This is a genomic window from Pseudoalteromonas umbrosa, from assembly GCF_030125375.1.
GTDB lineage: Bacteria > Pseudomonadota > Gammaproteobacteria > Enterobacterales > Alteromonadaceae > Pseudoalteromonas > Pseudoalteromonas umbrosa.
This window is the reverse complement of record NZ_JASJUU010000002.1, coordinates 575,361-595,884: the sequence shown is the minus strand read 5'-3', so window position 1 is coordinate 595,884 and position 20,524 is coordinate 575,361. Positions and strand designations below refer to the sequence as shown.

Genomic DNA, 20,524 nt, shown 5'->3' with positions numbered 1-20,524 from the left:
AAACAATGCCCGACGAATTCTGTTTTTACTTAACAGCATGTGTGAATATACAAGGGAAGATTATGTCTAATACAGAAGAGCAAACACAGACCCCTCCAATTGCAGTCAAATTTATTGAACCTGAAGATATCCATGTCGCTGCAAGTTTATTATTTCAGGCTTATCGAGATGACCCATTACTTGTACAAATTCTTAATGAACCAAATCAAAGCAAATACGATGCAAAATTGAGGGCATTGGTTAGGCAGGAGCTGACACGCTTTGGAAAATCAGGACAGCCTATTCTCGGGATATATATTGATGAAAACTTGGTTGCAGTGGCATGTGCTTTTGCTTCTCACTGTGAACTTGATAAAAGCTTTGGCTGGCACTGGCGGTTTACGTTAATGATGGGGGCAGGTGTATTACAGACTCAGCAAATCATAGAAAAGGAGCGGGCTATCAAAGCTCAGTTGCGGGATTTAGGTGAGTACTACTTTCTATCGTTTATCGCCGTGGATCCGCATTATCAGGGGCTGGGATATGGACATTATTTATTAAGTGCACTGGACTCGCTTGTCGGTGAAAACGACTTTATGTCAGGGATGGCGGTATTTGTCACGCAAGGGAATCAAGTCAACTTTTTTGAAGCACATGGCTATCAATTGGTCAAAGAGATTACGTTTAAATCAGTGTCTGGTGATTTGCTCTTTAAACAGCGAACTGACGATTCGGAAAAAGCACTGTGAGACTTTTCCTACATGGTTGTGCGCATTCATAGTTACTATCACTGGTTTATAGCCCTGATTTTAATTTAAGCCTATGTTTTAATTTATTTTTTGTGTTTGTTGCAAAGATTTTTAAGATATTTAATTGAGAATATCTCCTATTTATTAGCGCTGATTCGCTTAAACTTATTCGTGTTGAAGGATAAAAGGATACGGCAGCAAACATTGCTACTAGGAAGGTATTGGATTTTTACACGGGAAGTTCGGAGCGCTTAAGGAACTAAGTGAAGAGGAGCCAAGAGGCTAGGATGTAGCACAGGACGTGCAGACATAGGAAATGTCAAAAAAGGATAGGAGCGCCGAGGATTAGGCGAAGAGGAGCCAAGGTGGCATAGGATAGCGCATAGGACGTGCAGACATAGGAAATGTCAAAAAAAGGATAGGAGCGCCGAGGATTAGGCGAAGAGGAGCCAAGGTAGCATAGGATAGCGCATAGGACGTGCAGACATAGGAAATGTCAAAAAAAGGATAGGAGCGCCGAGGATTAGGCGAAGAGGAGCCAAGGTGGCATAGGATGTAGCACAGGACGTGCAGACATAGGAAATGTCAAAAAAGGATAGGAGCGCGAGGATTAGGCGAAGAGGAGCCAAGATGGCATAGGATAGCGCACAGGACGTGCAGACATAGGAAATGTCAAAAAAAGGATAGGAGCGCCGAGGATTAGGCGAAGAGGAGCCAAGATGGCAGAGGATAGCGCACAGGACGTGCAGACATAGGAAATGTCATAAAGGATAGGAGCGCTGAGGATTTGGCGAAGAGGAGCCAAGGTGGCATAGGATAGCGCATAGGATGTGCAGACATAGGATATGTCATAAACGGATAGGACAGCCTAAGGAAAAGGTATTTGAGGACATTTCAGTACTAATACATGGGATGTACGGGCATAGGAAGTGCCAAGGGACTAGGTTGGAGCGCACAAGGATACTGCGTAAGAGGAATGAGTGTAGGATACACGTTGGATGAAGGCATGGATGAGGATCGGGTGTGATTGGATGTATACCCGTTCAGGGGATGATGAAAGTTGGCGGCTTGCTTGTATGTTGTAGGCAGAGGTAGCGGATACCTCAAAGGGATATCGTCGGATTGGGGCGTGACAAACAGGGTTGCGCCTTAGTTTCCTTTCTGTTTTCTATTCTTAATTAAATTTCTTTCTAAAATTATTCTTTCTTTAATAGTTCTTTCTTTAATCACTTAATCTATGATTCTATGTGGTGGCACATCAATTTTAACCAAAGTTTGATTTTCTAAATAAAGTGTCGCTTTGTATGCGTTATCCCTGTCTGAGCTAAACTCAAACAGGAATTCGCTCTTGATACCTAACTGGCCATTTTTCAATACACCTAAGCGTCGCTTTTGACAGGCAACACTGAGCAGTTGCACATTGAGTTTCTCACTCTGCTGCGTTGCGTGCTCACGTGCTGCTTCAGCGATTTTCCTGCTGAACCAAAAAAAGCTACATGATGAAAAAATCAGTATAAATATCCAAAGTGTGATCATTTATGAAAAAAGCCTTCCAATTGCCCGTGATAGGGTTTCGCTGCGATTTTGTGCTCTCAGTAAACCTAATACATGAGGACGAAGAATTGGAATTGCAACCAAGTCAGCAAAAATACTTTCAAATAGTCCTTCTATTTGGCTGTTTTGAGCTGCTTTATCCATGAATGTGTAAAGCCTATCTGGCTCGGTCAATGTTTCCCAGCCTCGCCCGGCAATGGTCAATAAAATATCGGCTTCTAAACTTTGCTCTGATGCCAGTAACTGATCAACGGATTGTGCGATCAGTCCTAACCCATGACTGCCAGACATGGCTCTAAAGCTATTTATAGCCCCAGCTAAGTTATCTGTTGTCAGATGTGCGTGTAATTGCGTTTGTAAAAATTCAGTAAGTTCTGTTGAGATACTAACGTGTTCAAGCATGGCAGCAAGCGGGCTTTGTACTTGTGCTGGTAAAGTAGACCATAATGCCATCAGGTTTGCTTGGTTTTGACCATGCGCTAAACGCAAGGCGTAATCAGCGAGGCCTTGTAGCGCAAGGCTTTGCCAATCAGTTTGTCCATGAGAGGTAAAATATTGCTCTACTGTTTCATAGTACTTTGATGCTGGGCGTTTTAGCTCGCATTTCATCAATGCGTTGAATGCTGCTAACTTGTTGGCGTTAGGCGTATAAACATAAGGATTATTGTCTAGCTTCCCTTGTGCGGCTTCGCCGGTCAGCTGCGTGCCAAGCGCTTCAATGACCATGGATGCAAAATGATCTCGACTGGCAATGTTTAATTTACTTTGCTCATCAAGCGGAAACTTTAAGAACCAGACATAAGGATCTAATGTCGCTTGATTATCCCAAAACTGAATCGCCATCAGTGCATGCCCGCCTAAAGGATATGGATAAGGCACTTGCGTGTTTTCGATTTGATCAAATTGTTTTTTGTCTATTTTCGTAATACGACGACCAATGTCATACACTCGCCACTGCGTGCCAGCTGATGTTAAAAGTTCACCTAAAGTAGAAATATGTGTCGTCATTGTTTGCTCACGAAAAAATTACAGTGGGTGCAAGTATAACGGTATTTGAAGTGGGGGGTAAGAGTTGCAAGCTACATAGATCTCTAATATCTGTTTTGAAAATGTGCTTAACTGACACAAGTGGTATACTGCCACTTTGATAGTAAATTAGAGGCTTAACAGTGAGCCAAGTAGTTTTACAGCACCTTGCTGTATTAGAAGTACAATTAAAACAATCTCAACTTTGGCAAGCTGAGCCAGTTGACGAGCAAGCTTTGGCATCCGTGCAGCCATTTTGCTGTGATACGTTACGATTTGAGCAATGGTTACAATTTGTATTTATCCCTAAAATAACGGTGATGATTGAAAGCGGTGTACCATTACCGACCAACATTGCTATTGCCCCCATGTGTGATGTGGCTTTTGCCCAACATCCAGATCATGCGCTTTTATTTAAATGTTTGAGCGACATTGATGCACTTTTTTCAAATGGGGCACAGTAATTTATGTTAGAAATAATTTATCAAGATGAACACTATGTGGCCATTAACAAGCCATCAGGGCTATTGGTCCATCGCTCCTTTTTAGACAAGCGAGAGACGCAATTTGCGATGCAAATGCTCAGAGATCAATTGGGTCAACATGTATTCCCAGTGCATCGCCTAGACAGACCAACCAGTGGGGTCTTATTGTTTGCTTTGAGCTCAGAAGCGGCCAGAGATATGAATCAGGTGTTCATTGAAGGAGAGATTCAAAAGCGCTATCTTGCTTTGGTTCGAGGTCACAGTAAAGACGAAATTTTTGTAGATAAGCCGCTTAAAGAGCAATTGGATAAAATAGCGGATAAGTTCGCTGATCAAGACAAAGCTCCTCAGGAGGCGCAAACGTTGGTGAGATGTCTGCATAAAGCAAGTCTAGACATTCCGTTTGGCAAATACCCAAGCATTCGTTATTCCTTGGTTGAGTGCTTTCCAAAAACAGGTAGGAAGCATCAGATCCGTAGACATTTAAATCACTTATCAACACCAATAATAGGTGATGTAAATCATGGGGATAATAAACATAATCACTTTTTCCGTGATCATTTTGGCCTGCAAAGGCTGATGTTATTTGCAACTGAGCTAAAGTTTCTCCATCCTTATACTAAACAACCCATATTAATTCGCGCCAAGTTAGGTGAGGAAATGTTGGACATTTGCCGTCAGCTAGGTTGGCCGTCGACCGAGAAGGACTATCAGTAATGGCATCAATCACCTTGTTTGTAGGCAGTGTTTACGGTAATGCAGAGAGTTTGGCTGAGCAGATACAGACTCATTTGAATGGGCAAGGGCATGAAGCGCGTATTGCAGCGCCTGCAACCTTAGAGCATGTTAAATCGGCAGAGCATGCGCTGTTCGTTTCATCGACAACAGGACAAGGTGATATTCCTGATAATTTATACCCGCTATTCATCCAAATGCAGGCGCAAATGCCCATGCTGACCAATAAAAGTGTAGGCGTTGTCGCGCTGGGAGATAGCAGCTATGGTGATACGTATTGTGGTGCTGGGCGTCAGATTGATGCGCTGATTCAACAATTGAATGCCAACATTATCCTGCCGCGATTAGATGTGGATGCAGGGGAGTACTTCGAGCCTTGGGAAGCGGTAGAACCTTGGCTAGTGAAGTGGGTAGCTGCGTTATAAATATCAAGAAGAAGGCCTCAATTGAGGCCTTTTTTTGTTAGGTGCGTTTAACATCGACTTTAAGTTTTAGTTTTTGCCCTGGCTGTAAATACTTTTGTCCCGCGATGTTATTCCATCTTATGATGTCTTTGATGGTGACATTAAATTTGGATGCGATCCGTGCCAATGAATCACCTTTGCGCACTTTGTAAGTGATGGAGCGCTCGGTTGTTTTGAGTCCCGCGGTTGTCGTCTTTGGCTGCGACTTATAAATTGTCAGCTTTTGACCAAGCTTCAGCACTGCACTGGTCTTGAGCTTATTCCAGGCCGCTAATTGCTTGATGGTAACATCGTGCTCTCGGCTAATATCCCATAATGTATCACCACTTTTCACCGTATGTGTGTGTTTACTTTGTTGTGTTTTATTCGCAACTTTTCTTACTGATGCAGGTAAATGCTCGCTTTTAAGCTCGCCTTCACTCAAAGGAACCAGTAGCTTTTGGCCCACACGAATAATGTGGCTATCCAGCTTATTGAGCGTTTGAATCGCCGATGGGCTGGTATCAAACTTACTCGCGATCACTGACAGACTGTCTCCACGGTTAACCGTGTAGTATTGCCAACGCAGTCGCTCTTGCATCGGAGTACTTGCCAGCTTAGTTTTAAACTGCTCAATTTTATCAGTGGGTAATAATAGACTATGCGGGCCTTTGGGATCGGTTGCCCAACGATTGAATCCCGGGTTTAATCGATATAACTCGGTTAATGAGATCCCCGCCATATCAGCAGCCAATGCCAAATCTATTTGCGTACCGACTTGGACGGTATCAACAACTTGTGCGTTGATAATCTTATTCCATGTTACTTTGAATTCATCTTGGCGCATTAGTAGATCAGATAAAGCCAGTAGCTTAGGTACATAGGCAGTGGTTTCTCTGGGTAAATCCAAAGACCAAAAATCCGTTGGAAGGTGCTTTTTGCGGTTTTTCCTGATCGCACGCATGACTCGTCCTTCACCTGAGTTATACGCCGCAATGGCATTTAACCAGTCTCCGTCGAGTGTTTTGTGTAAATAGGTTAAATAATCTAGTGCTGCGCGAGTTGATTGAACAATGTCACGTCTGCCGTCATACCACCAGTTTTGTTTGAGATCGAAGCGCTCACCCGTTTGCGGCATAAATTGCCAAATGCCTGATGCACTGCGGTGAGAGTAGCCAAATGGGTCAAATGCGCTTTCAACAATCGGCAGTAGAGCGATTTCGATGGGCATTTGGCGTTTTTCTACCTCTTCAACAATAAAGTACAAATACGGTTCTGCGCGTTTAGAAATCCGGTCTAAATATGATTGGTGACGCTGATAATAGTTTCTTTCTGCTACGACAGGGCGATTTTGCGGCACAGGAATTGATAGCTGATAGCGAATCCTTTCCCACACATCATCAAATACAGGGGGCGGCTCGTCAGCCTCAATGGGCTCTTGGATCGCGTGAGCAAGCACATCACTTATTTGTGCTGGACTGGCATGGTCACGTGTTTCGATTGGTTCGGATTGCGTTGTTTGAGTTTGTGTTAATTCACAGCCTGTGATTAAACTTAAAATCGCAATTATCAGCAGTGGCTTTTTCATAAATCTCTTTTTGTCGGGCAAAAACCCGACGATTTTACCCTTATCTCGAGGAATTGGAAAGGTACGGTCGCGCAGTACTGTACAGCGTTTAGAATTTATCAATGGTATAGACTAAACGGGGCCGGAACGTGAATTATTTTTAAGACCGCCCCCTGAATGCATTCTCGTTGTATACCTGCGATGGTGCGATAGTACTAAAAGGTATCTTTCCATTGCCTTAACAAGGCAAACTTTTGCCAAAGGCTGTCAGGTGCGCTTTTTAAATATGCTGGTAGGTGTGCCAATATATTTGTTTGGTCTGAGCGTAAAAAGGGATTAATTGCTCGCTCATTGCCCATATTGGTCGGTAATGTAGGCAAGTCTCTTTCGCGCTGTTGTTGACACCATACGGTATAGTCCGAAAGCGCTTTATTCTCTGGTTCTACAGCGTGAGCAAAGGCAAGGTTTGCCAATGTGTACTCATGCGTGCAATATACATGGCAAGTATCAGGCAACTTCTTGAGTGACTCTAACGAGTGCCACATTTGCTCAGCGGTCCCTTCAAAGAGGCGACCACACCCACCGCTAAACAAAGTATCTCCGGTAAATGCTAAGTCGTCATTGATATAACAGATGTGATCCAAGGTGTGTCCTGGCGTATGCAGCACTTTAAATATAATACCTGCTATATTTATTGTGTCATCATGCGTTAGGGGGTGTGTTATGCCGCCATATTTTGAATCTTTTGGGCCATAGATAGGGATAGCAGGGAAGTATTTTAATAACTCGGCGACGCCATCAGTATGATCCCAGTGGTGATGGGTTATAAGAATACCTGATAAAGTACGCTGGTTTTTACTTAAAAAGTTTAATACGGGCTGGCTCTGGCCTGGATCGACAACCCAAGTTGTTTTGTCATTCGAGTTGCATATTGCCCAGATATAGTTGTCGTTAAATGCCTTTATCGGTTCAACTTGCGCCATAACTCATTGCTCTATAAAGTGAAGGTGTCAACAAGTATAACGAGCGAATGGGATGAAACCAGCATTAAGTTTTCAACAAGGGCCTAAACCGCAGTCATGGCAAGATTTTCCTCATGGGGAATATCTAAAAGCAGGTATTGAGCGGCGCATGGCACGTTGGCTGCCACGTATGTTTGGCTACCATATGCTTAAGTTAGGCTGTCTCAGTGGTCAACTTGATACGTCTGAGAGCCCAATTGATCATCAAGTGTGTATTTCTTCTAGTGGCCCTCATGCTGGGGTAATAGCTGAAATAGATGAACTGCCTTTTTACGAGCACAGTGTTGATGCGTGCATATTATCGCAATGTCTGGAGTACCACTCAGATCCTCACCATATTTTGCGTGAAGCACATCGTACCTTAATTCCCGGTGGCTATATTGTCATTACAGGATTTAATCCATTTAGTTTGTGTGGACTAGCACATATGTTACCGTTCAGCGGTGAAAAATTACCTTGGTCTGGGCGTTTCTTTACGCCTTCCAGAGTAAAAGATTGGCTAAACTTGCTCGGGTTCGAGATCATCGCAGATGAACGTTTTATTCACGCATCACTTGCTAGGGGCTCTCGATTGTCTCGATTTGCACCATGGCGTCGCTTTTGTCGACATTACCTCAAGCCCATGGGCAGTGTATACATGTTGGTAGCGCGTAAACGGGTTGCGCCTTTGACGCCGATCAAACCAAAGTGGCATGCTCGCCCGAAATGGACGCCAGCTGTCAAAGGGGCGAGGTTAAAGCACAGTCGTAGCCGGCATGAAGTAAGTGGAAACGATTAAGGGTTGTATCCAGTATCATCAAGTAAATCATCTTGCGAAGCTGCATCTCTTGCTAGGTCATCAACAAGCTCATTGTACTTATTGCCTGCGTGACCTTTAACCCAGCGCCACTGGATATCATGGCGCTGACATGCTTCATCTAGTCGTTGCCACAAATCAACATTTTTTACAGGTTGTTTAGCTGCCGTCTGCCAGTTACGCTTTTTCCAGTTGGCCAGCCAAGATTCAATGCCTTGTTTAACATATTGGCTATCTGTATAGAGCACAACTTGGCAAGGACGCTTTAGCGTTTCGAGTGCGACAATGGCTGCCAACATTTCCATTCGGTTATTAGTGGTCAGTTGGTAGCCTTGGCTCAGTTGCTTCTCATGGCCTTGATAGCTTAAGTAAACGCCATAACCACCAGGCCCTGGATTACCAAGACATGAACCATCGGTATAAATTTCTACTGTTTTTTGCACGAATTCGCCTGTTTTATGTAGAATGGGCAGATAGACGCTAACCATAGCAAAGTTAGGCAGCCAACGGTATGCATAAAAGACAAGTAGTACTCGATACAGAAACCACCGGCATAGATCCAAAAGCCGGTCATAGGATCATTGAAATAGGGTGTGTGGAGCTCGTTAATAGACGCCTCACCGGAAACAATTTCCATGTGTATATTAATCCACAGCGGGATATTGAAGAAGAAGCCATTGATGTACACGGTATTACCAATGAGTTTTTGCGCGGTAAACCATATTTTCACCAAGTCGCTCAAGAGTTTTTAGACTATATTGAAGGAGCTGAGCTGGTTATCCACAATGCGCCGTTCGATGTCGGCTTCATGGATCACGAATTCGCCATGCTTAATCAGGGTTTCCCAACTACCAATGATGTTTGTGAAGTACTGGATACATTAGTCATGGCCCGTGATTTGCATCCAGGACAGAAGAACAGTCTTGATGCCTTGTGTCGACGTTATGATATCGACAATTCTAAACGTACGCTGCACGGCGCATTACTGGATTCTGAGATCTTATCTGACGTTTACTTGGCCATGACCGGCGGTCAAAAAAAGCTGAATTTAGCTCAGCAATTAGAAGGCCAGCAACAAGGCGACTCAGGAGGCATAAGGCGTTTAGCCGCAGACAGGCCAAAGCTTCGAGTGATTCATGCCAGTGAAGATGAAGAAATAGCACATAAAGAAAGAATGGAACTAGTTAACAAGGCATGTGGCCAAAGCCTATGGCAACAATAACGAGGTAAAATCAATGCGCATCTACTTAGCTGTGTTGTTTATGTTTGCAAGCTTGTTGGCTTATAGTGAAACGCCAGACATCACGATATTAGAGCGTGATGGGGTTTCCAATGAAATTCCGCTGCTAGACAATCGATTCCGCATTGATCACAACGTTGATAAAATCACTTTACTTTTTTTTCGAGCGCCCGGTGCACCTGCTGTGGTGCTCGTTAGGCCCGATGGCAGTAAGATTTACTCTATCCACTCTGTGAAAGATGAAAGCTTAGAATGGTTTGATGAAATCAGTTATGACCTGATTATCATCGATAAACCAATGCCGGGCCCTTGGCAAGTTTTGGGACAGATCTTAAGAGATAGTCGGATAATGGTGCTGGGGGAAATTGAGCTTGCAGTGGACCCATTGCCACCTTTGCTGTTTCGCGGTGAAATGCTCAAGGTAAATGGTCGCGTAACCAATGATGGCAAGCCTATTGATGTGGGCTATTTCAGAGACGTGGTTACTTTGTATGTGGAGTTTGTCAGCACCAATAATGAGCAATATGCGAACTTTGGTGCGGGCACACAAAGTGTGACCGAGTTTAAAGATGATGGTCGAGATTTTGACGAGCGGCCACTAGACGGAATTTTTACCGGTGAATTTAAACTTGTTTTTCCAGCGGGCGAGTGGCAGCCAGAGTTTTACATAGAAACGCCGATTTTAAAAAGGCGAGTTGTCAAAGACCCTATTGTGATAGCTGAACCGCCATTCAACTTTGAACTGCAACTGGCAGATGATGAAGAATTTGAGCATGAGTTAGTCATTAAGCTCAATCGTGAAATCGTCAAGCCAGAAACTGTGATTTTGCAGGGCAAGATTTTATACCCTAATGGTGAAGAGCAGTTATTTACGCTCAATGAAGCAGAACGTTTTTATCGCCAACTACAAATTAAGAATTATGACTGGGGACGTTATAGTATTCAGTTATCTGCATTTGGTGAAAATATCAATGGCCGAGAGTTTATGGCGTCTATTCCAGATTATAACTTTGAAATAGAGCGTCCCATAGAAAAAGTGCCCGAACTAATCAAACCAATCTCACCTGCGGAGCTGCTAAAGGAATCTGAACCTGTTGAACCAGAAACAAGCCCTGTTTTATTAATTTCCATTGTTGTTGTGGGCAATCTGGTGGTTTTACTATTAGGTTGGTTGGTCTATCGGGTATTTGTCCAAAACAAGCCTATTAAATTTTCCATTCCTCTGCCTGCCTCATTGCCATTTTTGAAGAAAAAGTCACAAACAGATGATGACGAACTGGTGGTAGGCGATGAGGATGTAACTGATGAAGGCGATACTGATGCAGGGGATGTTTTAAATTTATCCATGTCAGATGATAAGCGGTAAACTTTTAAATCGAATGTAGCCTTGTTGAAGTCTGGCATTTTAGTTAAACACATATTTTTTGATTGAGTTCTATACAAGGTGCTGTAATTTTCATCGTGTAACTGCATTAATCGCTAAAAATGCAGTTTTTTTCAAAAAAATAGTTGACTCTGAAAGGGGTCATTCGTATTATTCACGCCGCTGTCAGGGAGCACACCTTGTCAGTGAGATACAAAGTTATCGCGGAGTGGTAGTTCAGTTGGTTAGAATACCGGCCTGTCACGCCGGGGGTCGCGGGTTCGAGTCCCGTCCACTCCGCCACTTGATTTTGTATCGCGATGTAAGCTGGAGTGGTAGTTCAGTTGGTTAGAATACCGGCCTGTCACGCCGGGGGTCGCGGGTTCGAGTCCCGTCCACTCCGCCAACCGCTTACATATGTGCATTGCTTCTTTGGAGTGGTAGTTCAGTTGGTTAGAATACCGGCCTGTCACGCCGGGGGTCGCGGGTTCGAGTCCCGTCCACTCCGCCATTTAAATAAAGAAGCAAGCTAAATCACTTGGAGTGGTAGTTCAGTTGGTTAGAATACCGGCCTGTCACGCCGGGGGTCGCGGGTTCGAGTCCCGTCCACTCCGCCATTTGGCTTTTTAGTGTTTTAGCAAAAAAATATGACAATACGCTTACTGCGGAGTGGTAGTTCAGTTGGTTAGAATACCGGCCTGTCACGCCGGGGGTCGCGGGTTCGAGTCCCGTCCACTCCGCCATTTAGCGTAAAAAGATATCTCTGCGGAGTGGTAGTTCAGTTGGTTAGAATACCGGCCTGTCACGCCGGGGGTCGCGGGTTCGAGTCCCGTCCACTCCGCCATTTGATATCTTAAAGAACATATACATGCCACTGCGGAGTGGTAGTTCAGTTGGTTAGAATACCGGCCTGTCACGCCGGGGGTCGCGGGTTCGAGTCCCGTCCACTCCGCCATTCATGTCTACATTTCATGAATCATATCCTCTCTTATCTAAATTTCGTTTTAATCGCACTGTATTTATATCTTAATTTTTTCCGTTTCTTCTATCTTAAGCATTTATTAAAACTAAATATTAATGTCTTATTTGCCTATTTCTGTTGGAGTTGTATACGAGGCAGTCTATGAGCTTCTAATGGGAGATAGCTGAAAAGGGCATCCATGCCCTCTACTGGTTAGTTATTACCGTGGATAGCGTTCATCAGAGCTCTGAGCACTTGCTGATCGCGTTCTTGCTTGAGTAGCGGCTTTAGCTTGTTTTTTATTTCTTGATTATGGGTCATTTGCTTTGCGGCTGCATTGATGGCAGCAACTCGCACTGCATTACTTTGCTGCTTTTGCGCAAAACCAATAACATTGTCTATTTGGCGCTCGGAGAGTTGGTTATTCCCCATTGCTGATAGCAACGCTTGCTGTGCGTCTGTATTCGACTCGTTTTTGAGGGACTTTTCTAGGTAGCCTAAACTTATCTCATTTGGCATATTCCCCAAAGCCTGTGCGGCCTTTGCACGAAGCTTCGCATCATCATTTTGTAAAAACTTAGAAACGCTCTCTTGGTGTGCCGCATCAGCACTGTTACCTAATGCTGTCAGTAAAGTTGCCTGCTTTTTGGCATCAAGCGTGGTCGCGAGTCTATCTGCCAGTGATTCAGTCAATGATTGAGCAAACTCACTACCAGCTTGGTTACTTGCTATGACGCCCAATACCATAAGCGCTGTACGTGCTAGTTTTTCATCGCTTGAGGTCAGCTCTTCACTGTCTATATGACTGTAAATAGAGTCAATTAGTTCTGGAGACAGAGGTTGCTCGCTATATTTTAAAGCCATTAAACTGCGAAATCGTTGATTGGCATCGAGCTCTGTATCTAAGTAAAGGTCAGTTAATAATTGATGGGCATAGGTAAAATCACTTTTACCAATCATGAGCAGTAAACGGCTGAGCTGCTTATCTTCGAAGGAACCTTGCTTGATCAAGCTGTGCAAAGCATTTAGATGTGTTTGGTTATCATAAAGCAGTTGTAGCAGTGCCTCTGTTGATAGGCCTCGTAAATCCTTACTTAGCAATAAGTCAGTAAAGCTTTTGGCGCTTGAAAGCGGCACAGGCTTTGGCTTGGGGTATACGCTACTTTGGGGAAGTTGTGGCCATTTTAATGGCGACATCGGTAATGACATTAATGCTACATTCGTAGCGATTGGTTGCTGTTTTTGTGTATATCGAATAGTTTGAGAGACATTGATATTGATATCGCCTCTAGCGCTTTCAACAAGGGTATTGTTGTATCCCTGTAATTCGCTTATCCAGCAATCCGTTAGGTTGAAAGTGAATAAATCTTGTTTTATGTGTGGTTTTTTAAAGGAAAATAGCTGAGTACCTTGGGTTGTTAACGTGTAGTCTAACTTCTGCTTTTGAATTGATGTATCAGCTCGTGCCTGATACTGAATTCGATAGCGACCAAGGTTATCGTTTTCCTCAAGAATGGTCGGTGCACTCAAATCGAGATTTTTTAAATGTTCAATATGAAACTGCTGATAAATGGCCATCAATTTTTGCTCATCTTCAGGCTTAAGTTTGGCTGCAAAATGATAGTCTAAAATATCGCCCGATGATGCGATTTTTACTGCGAATGGGACGCTGTAATACAATGCTTGAATCGGCGTATTGTCGAGTTTTAATTCAGCAGATGATAGCTGCAACCCCAGCCAGTAATGCTTATCTTTTTTTAGTAAAGGTCGATACACCAAGTCGCCAGAGACGGTGAGTTTATTTTGACTTGGGGTGTTGAGAGTGGTCATTTTTGTACTTGCATGCGTTGTAAATTTGCCCCAGCGCGCACACTCTTGGCTGGCATTAACACTGCCAAAAGGCAGTGTTAATGTGCAAAGTAATAATGGGGTAACCCGTTTCATACTTTACTCGTTTAGAACTTAAAGCTATCGCTGTAATCCAGCATTTGCCATGTTTTATTATACAAAGCGCCTGTGTCATACAGGGTTTTTGTTGCTGTTTTAGTTGGGAATGAGCAACAGAACTCATAACCCGGGTACTTCACCCAAAGGTATAACTCGCCTTCAATGGCTTTCATATGATTACTCACATCGATACCATAGGTGATTTCAGAGTCGCTTATTGCTTTACTAATATCAGTATAAGCTGTTGCTGATAAGGTTTCAGAGATGATCAAAAAGTCGATGCCGATACCGCCGCTTGCGATTAACAAGTCGATACCTGCAGTGGCATATGCATCAAGGCTTGCTGTTAAGATGTCGCCACCGATGCTAAAGCGTTGATCTTCATATTTTAATTCTGCGCCTACGCCAACTTCACCTTTAATACCCGCAGATACGCTCACAGGCACAATGGCAATAGTGAAGGTGGTAGAAAATAACTTTTGTTCCTCACTCCAATCATGCGTGTAGCTTTCATCTAGAGCAGTGACAGAGTCTGATTCAGAAATTAGTGACTTTCCTAAAAGAGATACACCCATAGAGTAACTTAATGTGCCATTTGCACCATCTGCAACCCCACTGGCACCGGCTGAGAATAGGTCAACACTGTCATCGAACATATACAGATCAAACCCGCCACCGCTAGATGCCCATGCATAACCACCTTCCGTTGCTTTTAGAATGATCAGAGATAGAAAGCTAGGTACAACCGCGACTTTTGACTTATCACCATAGGTATTGCTAAATAGGTCGAGTAAAATAAATTGGTCGGATGTTTGCTGGCTAATCGTAAAAGCTAAGTCATCGGTTGGTAAACTGCGAGCTGCACGATTTGCTGAATTGGACTGTGCTGGTAAGTTATGTTTTGCCAGTATGTCATCGTTTGGAGTGGTATCTTTATACAAACTGTAAGGGACATTTAGAGTGAAACTGTTGTTGGTAGTATCAGCTTCGTCAAACTCTGAGGTGTCATGCAAGGTAAAGCGAATATCAAAAGTATTGTCGCTTGAGTTTGCATCATAGGCTTGTCTAATTTTATGTAGCAGCGCGCCATTGACGGCAATGTCATATGGGAAATAGTGACTTTGCTCAAACTGTGCGAAAGTGATTCGCATTTTCTCTGCATAGTGGTCTTGGCCTTCTTGCCAAAAATGAGCGGTATACGCTTGATCTTCTATAATGATTTCTGCAGTGACATCAGCAGAATTGACCGTGTTACCAAACTTACTAGCATCAATGTGGCCAATGATATCCGAGCGCATTTGAGTTGGGCTGCCTTCTGACTCTGCATCGCGTGGGCCAAGCTCAGGGAACATGGCAAAACCATCTCCGACGGTTGCTTTATCAAGCACAAAGTCATGGTAATGTGATGAATCTATGGTGATTTGTGCATAGGTCACAAAATCATTGCTTTCATGACCTCGCGAACGGTTGTCATCTAAATTTGCTTCATCAGTAATGAGCTTAGCACTGTCAACATAGGCACCAATGACGTATTCACCACTGGGGATTTGCTCATTTGGAAACATCAATGTTGCGGTGAAGCTTTGTGAGCCTGGCTCTAGCTGTGCAATGTGGTGTACACCTAAGTTAAAGCCTTCTGGTTTGTCTTCGGTTTCAAGCTGCGTGACTTTATCTCTGGCAATTGCCATGAAAGTGACCCCAATGTTTTGGGTATCTAGCAATTCAGAGCTAATTGAGTAATCGAGCGTGATTGGTTGGCCTGGTTGATAAATTGTTTGCTGCGGTGTTTTAATTTCAGTTAAGGCAACATTTGGTACCGGATCGGTTTGCGTGCTAATTTCATGCGTGATGATATTGGGTTTATTATCATTTTCACTGAAGCAAGCTGTGAGCAAAAAAGGCATCGCTAATGCCAAAGACTTAGAGCGCATCATGTTTATTTCACTATTTTTAGTTATATCATGATATTTTTATCATGAAAAAGTGGAATGATTGTGGAGAGGAATCGGGGAAATATGTCAATTATAGAAAATATGTTCGTACATTTTTAAAAGCCAGTGTTTATTTCACTGGCTGTCGCATTTGAAGGGTTAACTATCTTCAGGTTGGGGGGCGATGCGTCTTATATCAGCTTCAACAGATTCCATTTTCGCCACTCTAAGCGCACCATCTGGCGTAATATCATAGTGCCAAATGAGCGGTTCTTGCCTTATTTTTGTCACCATGTGGGGAGACGAAAGAGGCAGCTTCCAAATAATGTCTGTTTTTGACCAAGTAGACTGCCAGTAAAGCTCGCCGTTCACGAGGCGTGGATTTTTAATCATGTGAATAGCGTTTTTTGGGAGCGCTGTTAACGGCTGTTTTTGTGCGTCAAAATTTGCCAGAGATGGGGTCAAATATAATGTATCGTCTTGTAAAACAATCCAGCTTTGTTGCTCGGTATCATAAATTAAAAAGTCAGATGCAAACTTTGTTTTGGTAAGCAAGCTGCCATCTAAATTAAAGGTATGGACAAATTGCGTGTCACTGGACCAAATACTTTGCTGATCAAGCCATCCAAATTGTCTTGGCATACTGTTGTGCTGACTATCAAAACTGATAATGATATCTTCTCTATCATACAGTACGAGTTCTTTATCTCGATTTGAGAGAATTTTGCTAAGCTGTGGATCCCAAGCTAAAAAGCTGACTAGCTCATGGCCTTTATTAAACGACAGCTGTTTTAACTGGTTGTTAGAGTGCAGGTAGATTTCACATTGTCCAGTTCTGCGTGACATAAATACGGTTTCACCTAAATCATTGGTGACTGGTAGAAAGTCGTTACTTGAGCTAGAAAATATCGGCAGGTCATCTTGGTCTCGAATGTTCACCTGCCAGGTTTCCGCAGCCGTATAAATATCACCACTTTGATCAATAGAGAGGTTACTAAACATCCCTTGAGAGGTTGCAAACACAGGGTAAATTTGACCATTTCTATGTTTGCCGATTAAGTTGTAGTGGGCGCTATCATCATTACTCACTATCGTTTTCTTTTCTGGATCAAAGTTAAACAGCCAGATTGGAAAGCTCCAAGTCAAATGGACCTTTCCGTCTAAGCTGACTAAACGCGAGTTGTGCTCGGCATCAACAATGAGGTAATAGATTTGCTCTTCCCAAGCTCGAATAGCACCAACATACTTCTCATTTGCCTTTTTTGGTAATGGAATTTTGACTAGCTGTTTTTGTTCAACTCGATATAAGTAAGCATTGTGTTCTTCTTTTTCAATGATGGTCAACACCAACTCATTGTCAGATTGCCAAACTGGCGGGCGTATTACGTGGCATGGCATAGGCTCACTGCTGTGAATCATTTCACCATGCTCATCACTGATGTGTAGTATGCATTTGTCACCTTGATACTGCCAATAGGCAAGCTGTTTTTTCTCAGGGTGCCAAGTAGGGTGCGCAATGCGTGTGTCAAATGTGCGTGTTTGTTGGTATTGTCCCTTTTTATCAGTGATTTTTAGGGTGTTGAATTGTTCAATGTAGGCCAATAAGTTATGTTGAACGTGTGCAGCAACATTAAACTCCACACCGAGCTCATAGGTAATATCTTCACGCTCATATACTGGGGTTACAATATCATCTGGTGTTGATGAAAAAAAAGCGATAGCACTAAAACAAGCGCCGGCAGAAAGTGTGAGTGCCCAGCAGCGCTTTTTAGTCAGTAGTGATTGAATTTGACTAGATAAGGATGACTTAGTATTAGCGAGTTGACTTTGGGTCGTTATATTACTATCACGCTTCACAGGCTCACTTTCTGACATGCTGATGACAGACACTTCAGGTAAAAATAAATACCCTTTTTTTGGCACTGTTTTAATATATAACGGATTTTTAGCGCTATCTTGAAGTTCTTTACGTAGCTTAGTAAGTAGCTGATAGAGACTGTTTGCCTCAACAATGGTATTTGGCCAAAGCTGCTTATTGAGCATTTCTTTGGTGAGGACTTGGCCTTGTTGTATGATCAGTAAAGTGAGTAATCGAGCAACTTGTGGTTCCAGTTTACTCACTGTGTGAGTTTGTGTATTCCACAATTCATCCTTGTCATTAAAGAATTGCCAATGGGCAAATTGAAAGCGTTTGTTATCTTCATTGTCGATTTTTTTTGGGCTGTGTTCAACAGCAATATTTTCACGATCCATCTTCCAACCTTGTTGTCATATTAGGCTCAATTCAAAGGTAACCTTGTTCAGGTTAAAGTCAATCTTGTTCAGCCATTTAAAACTATTCTTCAGAAAACCATAAGCTTTTATACGCTAAATATTTGCTTATATAACAGCCCTCTAGATAAAAGGGGGAAAGCGAATGAGGGCATGCAAGTGCAGTGTTTTAGCAATGGTTATTGGCTCAATTATACCTGTAAGTTATGCTAACTCACTCATTATTGATGGGAAACTTGATGATCAAGCTTGGCAGTCAGCACAAAAAATAGAGACGTTTTTTCAGGTTGTGCCAGCTACACATAAAGTGTTCAACGACAAGCTCAATGCACAAGTATTTGCGGATCAATCGGGTATTTATATTGGCATCACTAACTTTCAGCCTGAGCACAGTCGTCAAAAGCAGTTTAACCTGCAAGATGGCTTTATGCAGGCAGATTTTAACCGCGTGTATATAGATTTCTCAGGTGATGGCAGCAGTGCTTACTTATTTGCAATCACACTCGGTGGTGGCATTCAAGATGCGGTGGTGACCTCACAGCGAACCACAGATCATGATTGGGATGGAGACTGGCAAAGTGCTTATCATGAGTATGTGACGCATTGGAGCAGTGAGATATTTATTCCTTGGCACAGTGTGTCATTCTCTCCAAAGCTCAACGAGCAGGGGTTAGCGACTATCGGGCTTGGGGTCCAGCTGTATGAACTTGAGTCTAATCATATTTTTGCCAACCAGCAGCAAACATTATCTAACAGTGACTTCTTTATAAATATGCCAAAGCTCGAGGTCCAAGTGCCTGTGCAATCTCAACTGAGCTTTGTTCCCTACATAACACACCAGCATCACTTTACTGAGCGTCAGGGGAAAAATAGAGAATTAGATGTAGGTTTTGATTTACTTTACAAACCAGCTCACAACCAAACTTTGTCTGTGGCAATGAACCCTGACTTTGCCCAAGTTGATAGTGACGACGTCGATGTAAATTACTCAGCGGTAGAGACCTTAAGGACTGATAAGCGGCCCTTTTTTACTCAAGATATTAGTGTGTTTAATGTCGATGCGTTACAAGACACTAAGTTGATCCATACCCGCCGAATAGGGGCGAGCAGTGATGATGGTAGCGAGATGATCACGCCAATTGACGGGGCTGTACGTTTTGTTCATCAAGGCATGCATAATCAGTGGGGTGGATTTGCGGTACGCGAAAATAGTCTAGATAACGCAGTGGGTAAACATTTCTATGCGGGCCGATATAGCTACCGAGCGGCGAATTGGCGGACGGGGGTTTTAGCAACACATGTAGAGCGGCCTTGGCTTAACCGTGACGCCCATAGCGCCGCTTGGGATAGCCAATATCAAAGTGAAACATGGTCAGTGCAAAGCGCTTTTCTACTGAGTCAAATTGATGGTGAAGAGAAAAATACGGGAAATGGCGCGTCGCTTGATCTTGGCTATCAGTTCTCTCCAAATACCAGTGCGTCGGGCAAGTACTTGCGGCTCAATCGACACTTTAATAACCGAGATATGGGTTACATGAAGCGCAACGATTGGCAGTATATGAATTTAAACTTTAGTCATGCAGTGAACATTAACAATAATTGGTTGACGCGTGTCAAGCATGTATATGATGTCTCTTATGAAGCGAATACGGATGGTTTAAAGCTACCCTCAAAGCAGGTGTATCGAGCGGAACTCATGATGAGTAATGGTGCACAGTGGACGATGCAATTGGATCATACCGATAAGGGCTGGCAAGATAATATCGGCGCTGACAGTATTGCGTTTGAACTTCCAGAAGCTGTTGAAACGAGAGTATTATATGTCAGTCCTTATATAGGCAGCTTTAGCTGGGCGGCGAGTATAGAGCTTGATCAAGAAGGTTTATCTGGGCATGCCCAGCAATATGCGCTAGATATGACATGGATGCCGCATGAAAACTGGAATATTAAGTTTAATAACTTTTATCGCAATGGCGATGGTTGGCTGGTCGCCAATAAGCGCAACCAAATCACAGAATATGATAGGCGTTACTTTGTAAACACCATAGAAGTCTCTTCGCTGCTAGCTGATAACCTAGAGCTCTCAACGAATGTGCAATGGTCTGTATTGGAGGCAGCAAGTAAAGAGATCTTTCAAGTAACTGAGCAAGGCTTGGTGCAGCGAAATAATCTTGATACCAGCTTTGTTGATAAAGGCCTCATGTCCCAATTTAAATTACGATATCGTCTGGGGGCATACTCTGATATATATTTGGTGTATCGCCGTGGCGGCCGAGATATTGTCTCATTGCAGCGGGACAACGCAGGCGAACAGGGATGGCTTGATGGCGTGGAGCAAAACTGGACTAGACCCGACGAGGACAGTGCGATTTTTAAGATGCGTTATCTATTCTAACTATGCAGAGTGAATAAATCTCAATTCACAACCTACGGCCCAGATTGCATACTAAATTTT

At 43.2% G+C, this 20,524-nt stretch carries 16 protein-coding genes and 7 tRNA genes; 15 read left to right on the top strand and 8 right to left on the bottom strand.

From position 1 onward, the window contains the following. Positions 1-62: 62 nt before the first annotated feature. Positions 63-728 carry a GNAT family N-acetyltransferase gene (locus QNM16_RS09980; protein ID WP_284020332.1) on the top strand — a complete coding sequence of 222 codons (666 nt, stop codon included), beginning with the start codon at positions 63-65 and terminating at the stop codon, positions 726-728. A gap of 1,230 nt (positions 729-1,958) precedes the next feature. On the opposite strand, the gene QNM16_RS09975 is transcribed toward QNM16_RS09980, so the two are convergent. After that, positions 1,959-2,264 carry a DUF3301 domain-containing protein gene (locus tag QNM16_RS09975; protein ID WP_284020331.1) on the bottom strand — a complete coding sequence of 102 codons (306 nt, stop codon included), beginning with the start codon at positions 2,262-2,264 and terminating at the stop codon, positions 1,959-1,961. Further along, entirely contained in the window at positions 2,265-3,290 is a 1,026-nt protein-coding gene (locus tag QNM16_RS09970) for a DUF3549 family protein (protein WP_284020330.1), read from the bottom strand. Positions 3,291-3,451: 161 nt separating this feature from the next. Between QNM16_RS09970 and QNM16_RS09965 the strand changes: the two genes are divergently transcribed. Genes QNM16_RS09965 through QNM16_RS09955 form a run of 3 tightly spaced genes read left to right on the top strand, consistent with a single transcriptional unit; the run spans position 3,452 to position 4,953 of the window. Further along, complete coding sequence (locus QNM16_RS09965) at positions 3,452-3,772, top strand: YqcC family protein (protein WP_284020329.1); 321 nt, start codon at positions 3,452-3,454, stop codon at positions 3,770-3,772. A 3-nt stretch (positions 3,773-3,775) separates the two neighbouring features. Then, the gene (truC, locus tag QNM16_RS09960) at positions 3,776-4,510 is read left to right on the top strand and encodes a tRNA pseudouridine(65) synthase TruC (RefSeq protein ID WP_284020328.1); all 735 of its coding nucleotides are present in this window, start codon (positions 3,776-3,778) and stop codon (positions 4,508-4,510) included. Beyond that, entirely contained in the window at positions 4,510-4,953 is a 444-nt protein-coding gene (locus QNM16_RS09955; protein WP_284020327.1) for a flavodoxin, read from the top strand. The genes truC and QNM16_RS09955 overlap by 1 nt, the downstream gene beginning before the upstream one ends. Positions 4,954-4,990: 37 nt before the next feature. Here QNM16_RS09955 and QNM16_RS09950 read toward each other — a convergent pair whose 3' ends face one another. Continuing rightward, positions 4,991-6,559 carry a lytic transglycosylase gene (locus QNM16_RS09950; RefSeq protein ID WP_284020326.1) on the bottom strand — a complete coding sequence of 523 codons (1,569 nt, stop codon included), beginning with the start codon at positions 6,557-6,559 and terminating at the stop codon, positions 4,991-4,993. Positions 6,560-6,753: 194 nt separating this feature from the next. After that, positions 6,754-7,521 carry a hydroxyacylglutathione hydrolase gene (gene gloB / locus QNM16_RS09945; protein WP_284020325.1) on the bottom strand — a complete coding sequence of 256 codons (768 nt, stop codon included), beginning with the start codon at positions 7,519-7,521 and terminating at the stop codon, positions 6,754-6,756. A 52-nt stretch (positions 7,522-7,573) separates the two neighbouring features. Between gloB and QNM16_RS09940 the strand changes: the two genes are divergently transcribed. Then, positions 7,574-8,338: a class I SAM-dependent methyltransferase gene (locus tag QNM16_RS09940; RefSeq protein WP_284020324.1), complete on the top strand. Its 765-nt coding sequence runs from the start codon at positions 7,574-7,576 to the stop codon at positions 8,336-8,338. Here QNM16_RS09940 and rnhA read toward each other — a convergent pair. Next, positions 8,335-8,799 carry a ribonuclease HI gene (rnhA, locus tag QNM16_RS09935; protein WP_063363542.1) on the bottom strand — a complete coding sequence of 155 codons (465 nt, stop codon included), beginning with the start codon at positions 8,797-8,799 and terminating at the stop codon, positions 8,335-8,337. The two genes, QNM16_RS09940 and rnhA, sit on opposite strands and share 4 nt — an antisense overlap. 68 nt (positions 8,800-8,867) lie before the next feature. On the opposite strand from rnhA, the gene dnaQ reads away from it, so the two are divergent. The 9 genes from dnaQ to QNM16_RS09890 all read left to right on the top strand — a co-directional run bounded on the left by dnaQ (position 8,868) and on the right by QNM16_RS09890 (position 11,914). Then, positions 8,868-9,578 (top strand): DNA polymerase III subunit epsilon, encoded by a 711-nt coding sequence (dnaQ, locus tag QNM16_RS09930; RefSeq protein ID WP_284020323.1) that lies wholly within the window; start codon positions 8,868-8,870, stop codon positions 9,576-9,578. 13 nt (positions 9,579-9,591) lie between these two features. Continuing rightward, a complete protein-coding gene (locus QNM16_RS09925; protein ID WP_417709661.1) occupies positions 9,592-10,962 on the top strand; it encodes a TIGR03503 family protein in 1,371 nt (456 codons plus the stop codon). 223 nt (positions 10,963-11,185) lie between these two features. Beyond that, positions 11,186-11,262: transfer RNA gene (locus QNM16_RS09920), tRNA-Asp, on the top strand. Between the two features lie 26 nt (positions 11,263-11,288). Continuing rightward, positions 11,289-11,365 (top strand) — tRNA-Asp (locus tag QNM16_RS09915). Positions 11,366-11,393: 28 nt separating this feature from the next. Then, positions 11,394-11,470 (top strand) — tRNA-Asp (locus QNM16_RS09910). Positions 11,471-11,499: 29 nt separating this feature from the next. Next, a tRNA-Asp gene (locus tag QNM16_RS09905) sits at positions 11,500-11,576 on the top strand. 49 nt (positions 11,577-11,625) lie between these two features. After that, a tRNA-Asp gene (locus QNM16_RS09900) sits at positions 11,626-11,702 on the top strand. A 24-nt stretch (positions 11,703-11,726) separates the two neighbouring features. Continuing rightward, positions 11,727-11,803 (top strand) — tRNA-Asp (locus tag QNM16_RS09895). Positions 11,804-11,837: 34 nt separating this feature from the next. After that, a tRNA-Asp gene (locus QNM16_RS09890) sits at positions 11,838-11,914 on the top strand. A gap of 219 nt (positions 11,915-12,133) precedes the next feature. Here the strand turns inward: QNM16_RS09890 and QNM16_RS09885 are convergent. The 3 genes from QNM16_RS09885 to QNM16_RS09875 form a co-directional block, all read right to left on the bottom strand. After that, complete coding sequence (locus QNM16_RS09885; protein ID WP_284020322.1) at positions 12,134-13,864, bottom strand: HEAT repeat domain-containing protein; 1,731 nt, start codon at positions 13,862-13,864, stop codon at positions 12,134-12,136. An 11-nt stretch (positions 13,865-13,875) separates the two neighbouring features. Then, the gene (locus tag QNM16_RS09880; RefSeq protein ID WP_284020321.1) at positions 13,876-15,801 is read right to left on the bottom strand and encodes a hypothetical protein; all 1,926 of its coding nucleotides are present in this window, start codon (positions 15,799-15,801) and stop codon (positions 13,876-13,878) included. A 156-nt stretch (positions 15,802-15,957) separates the two neighbouring features. Next, on the bottom strand, positions 15,958-18,051 hold the full coding sequence (locus QNM16_RS09875) for a winged helix-turn-helix domain-containing protein (RefSeq protein WP_284020320.1): 2,094 nt from the start codon (positions 18,049-18,051) through the stop codon (positions 15,958-15,960). 163 nt (positions 18,052-18,214) lie between these two features. On the opposite strand from QNM16_RS09875, the gene QNM16_RS09870 reads away from it, so the two are divergent. Beyond that, complete coding sequence (locus tag QNM16_RS09870) at positions 18,215-20,464, top strand: DUF5916 domain-containing protein (protein ID WP_284020319.1); 2,250 nt, start codon at positions 18,215-18,217, stop codon at positions 20,462-20,464. Positions 20,465-20,524: the final 60 nt, after the last annotated feature.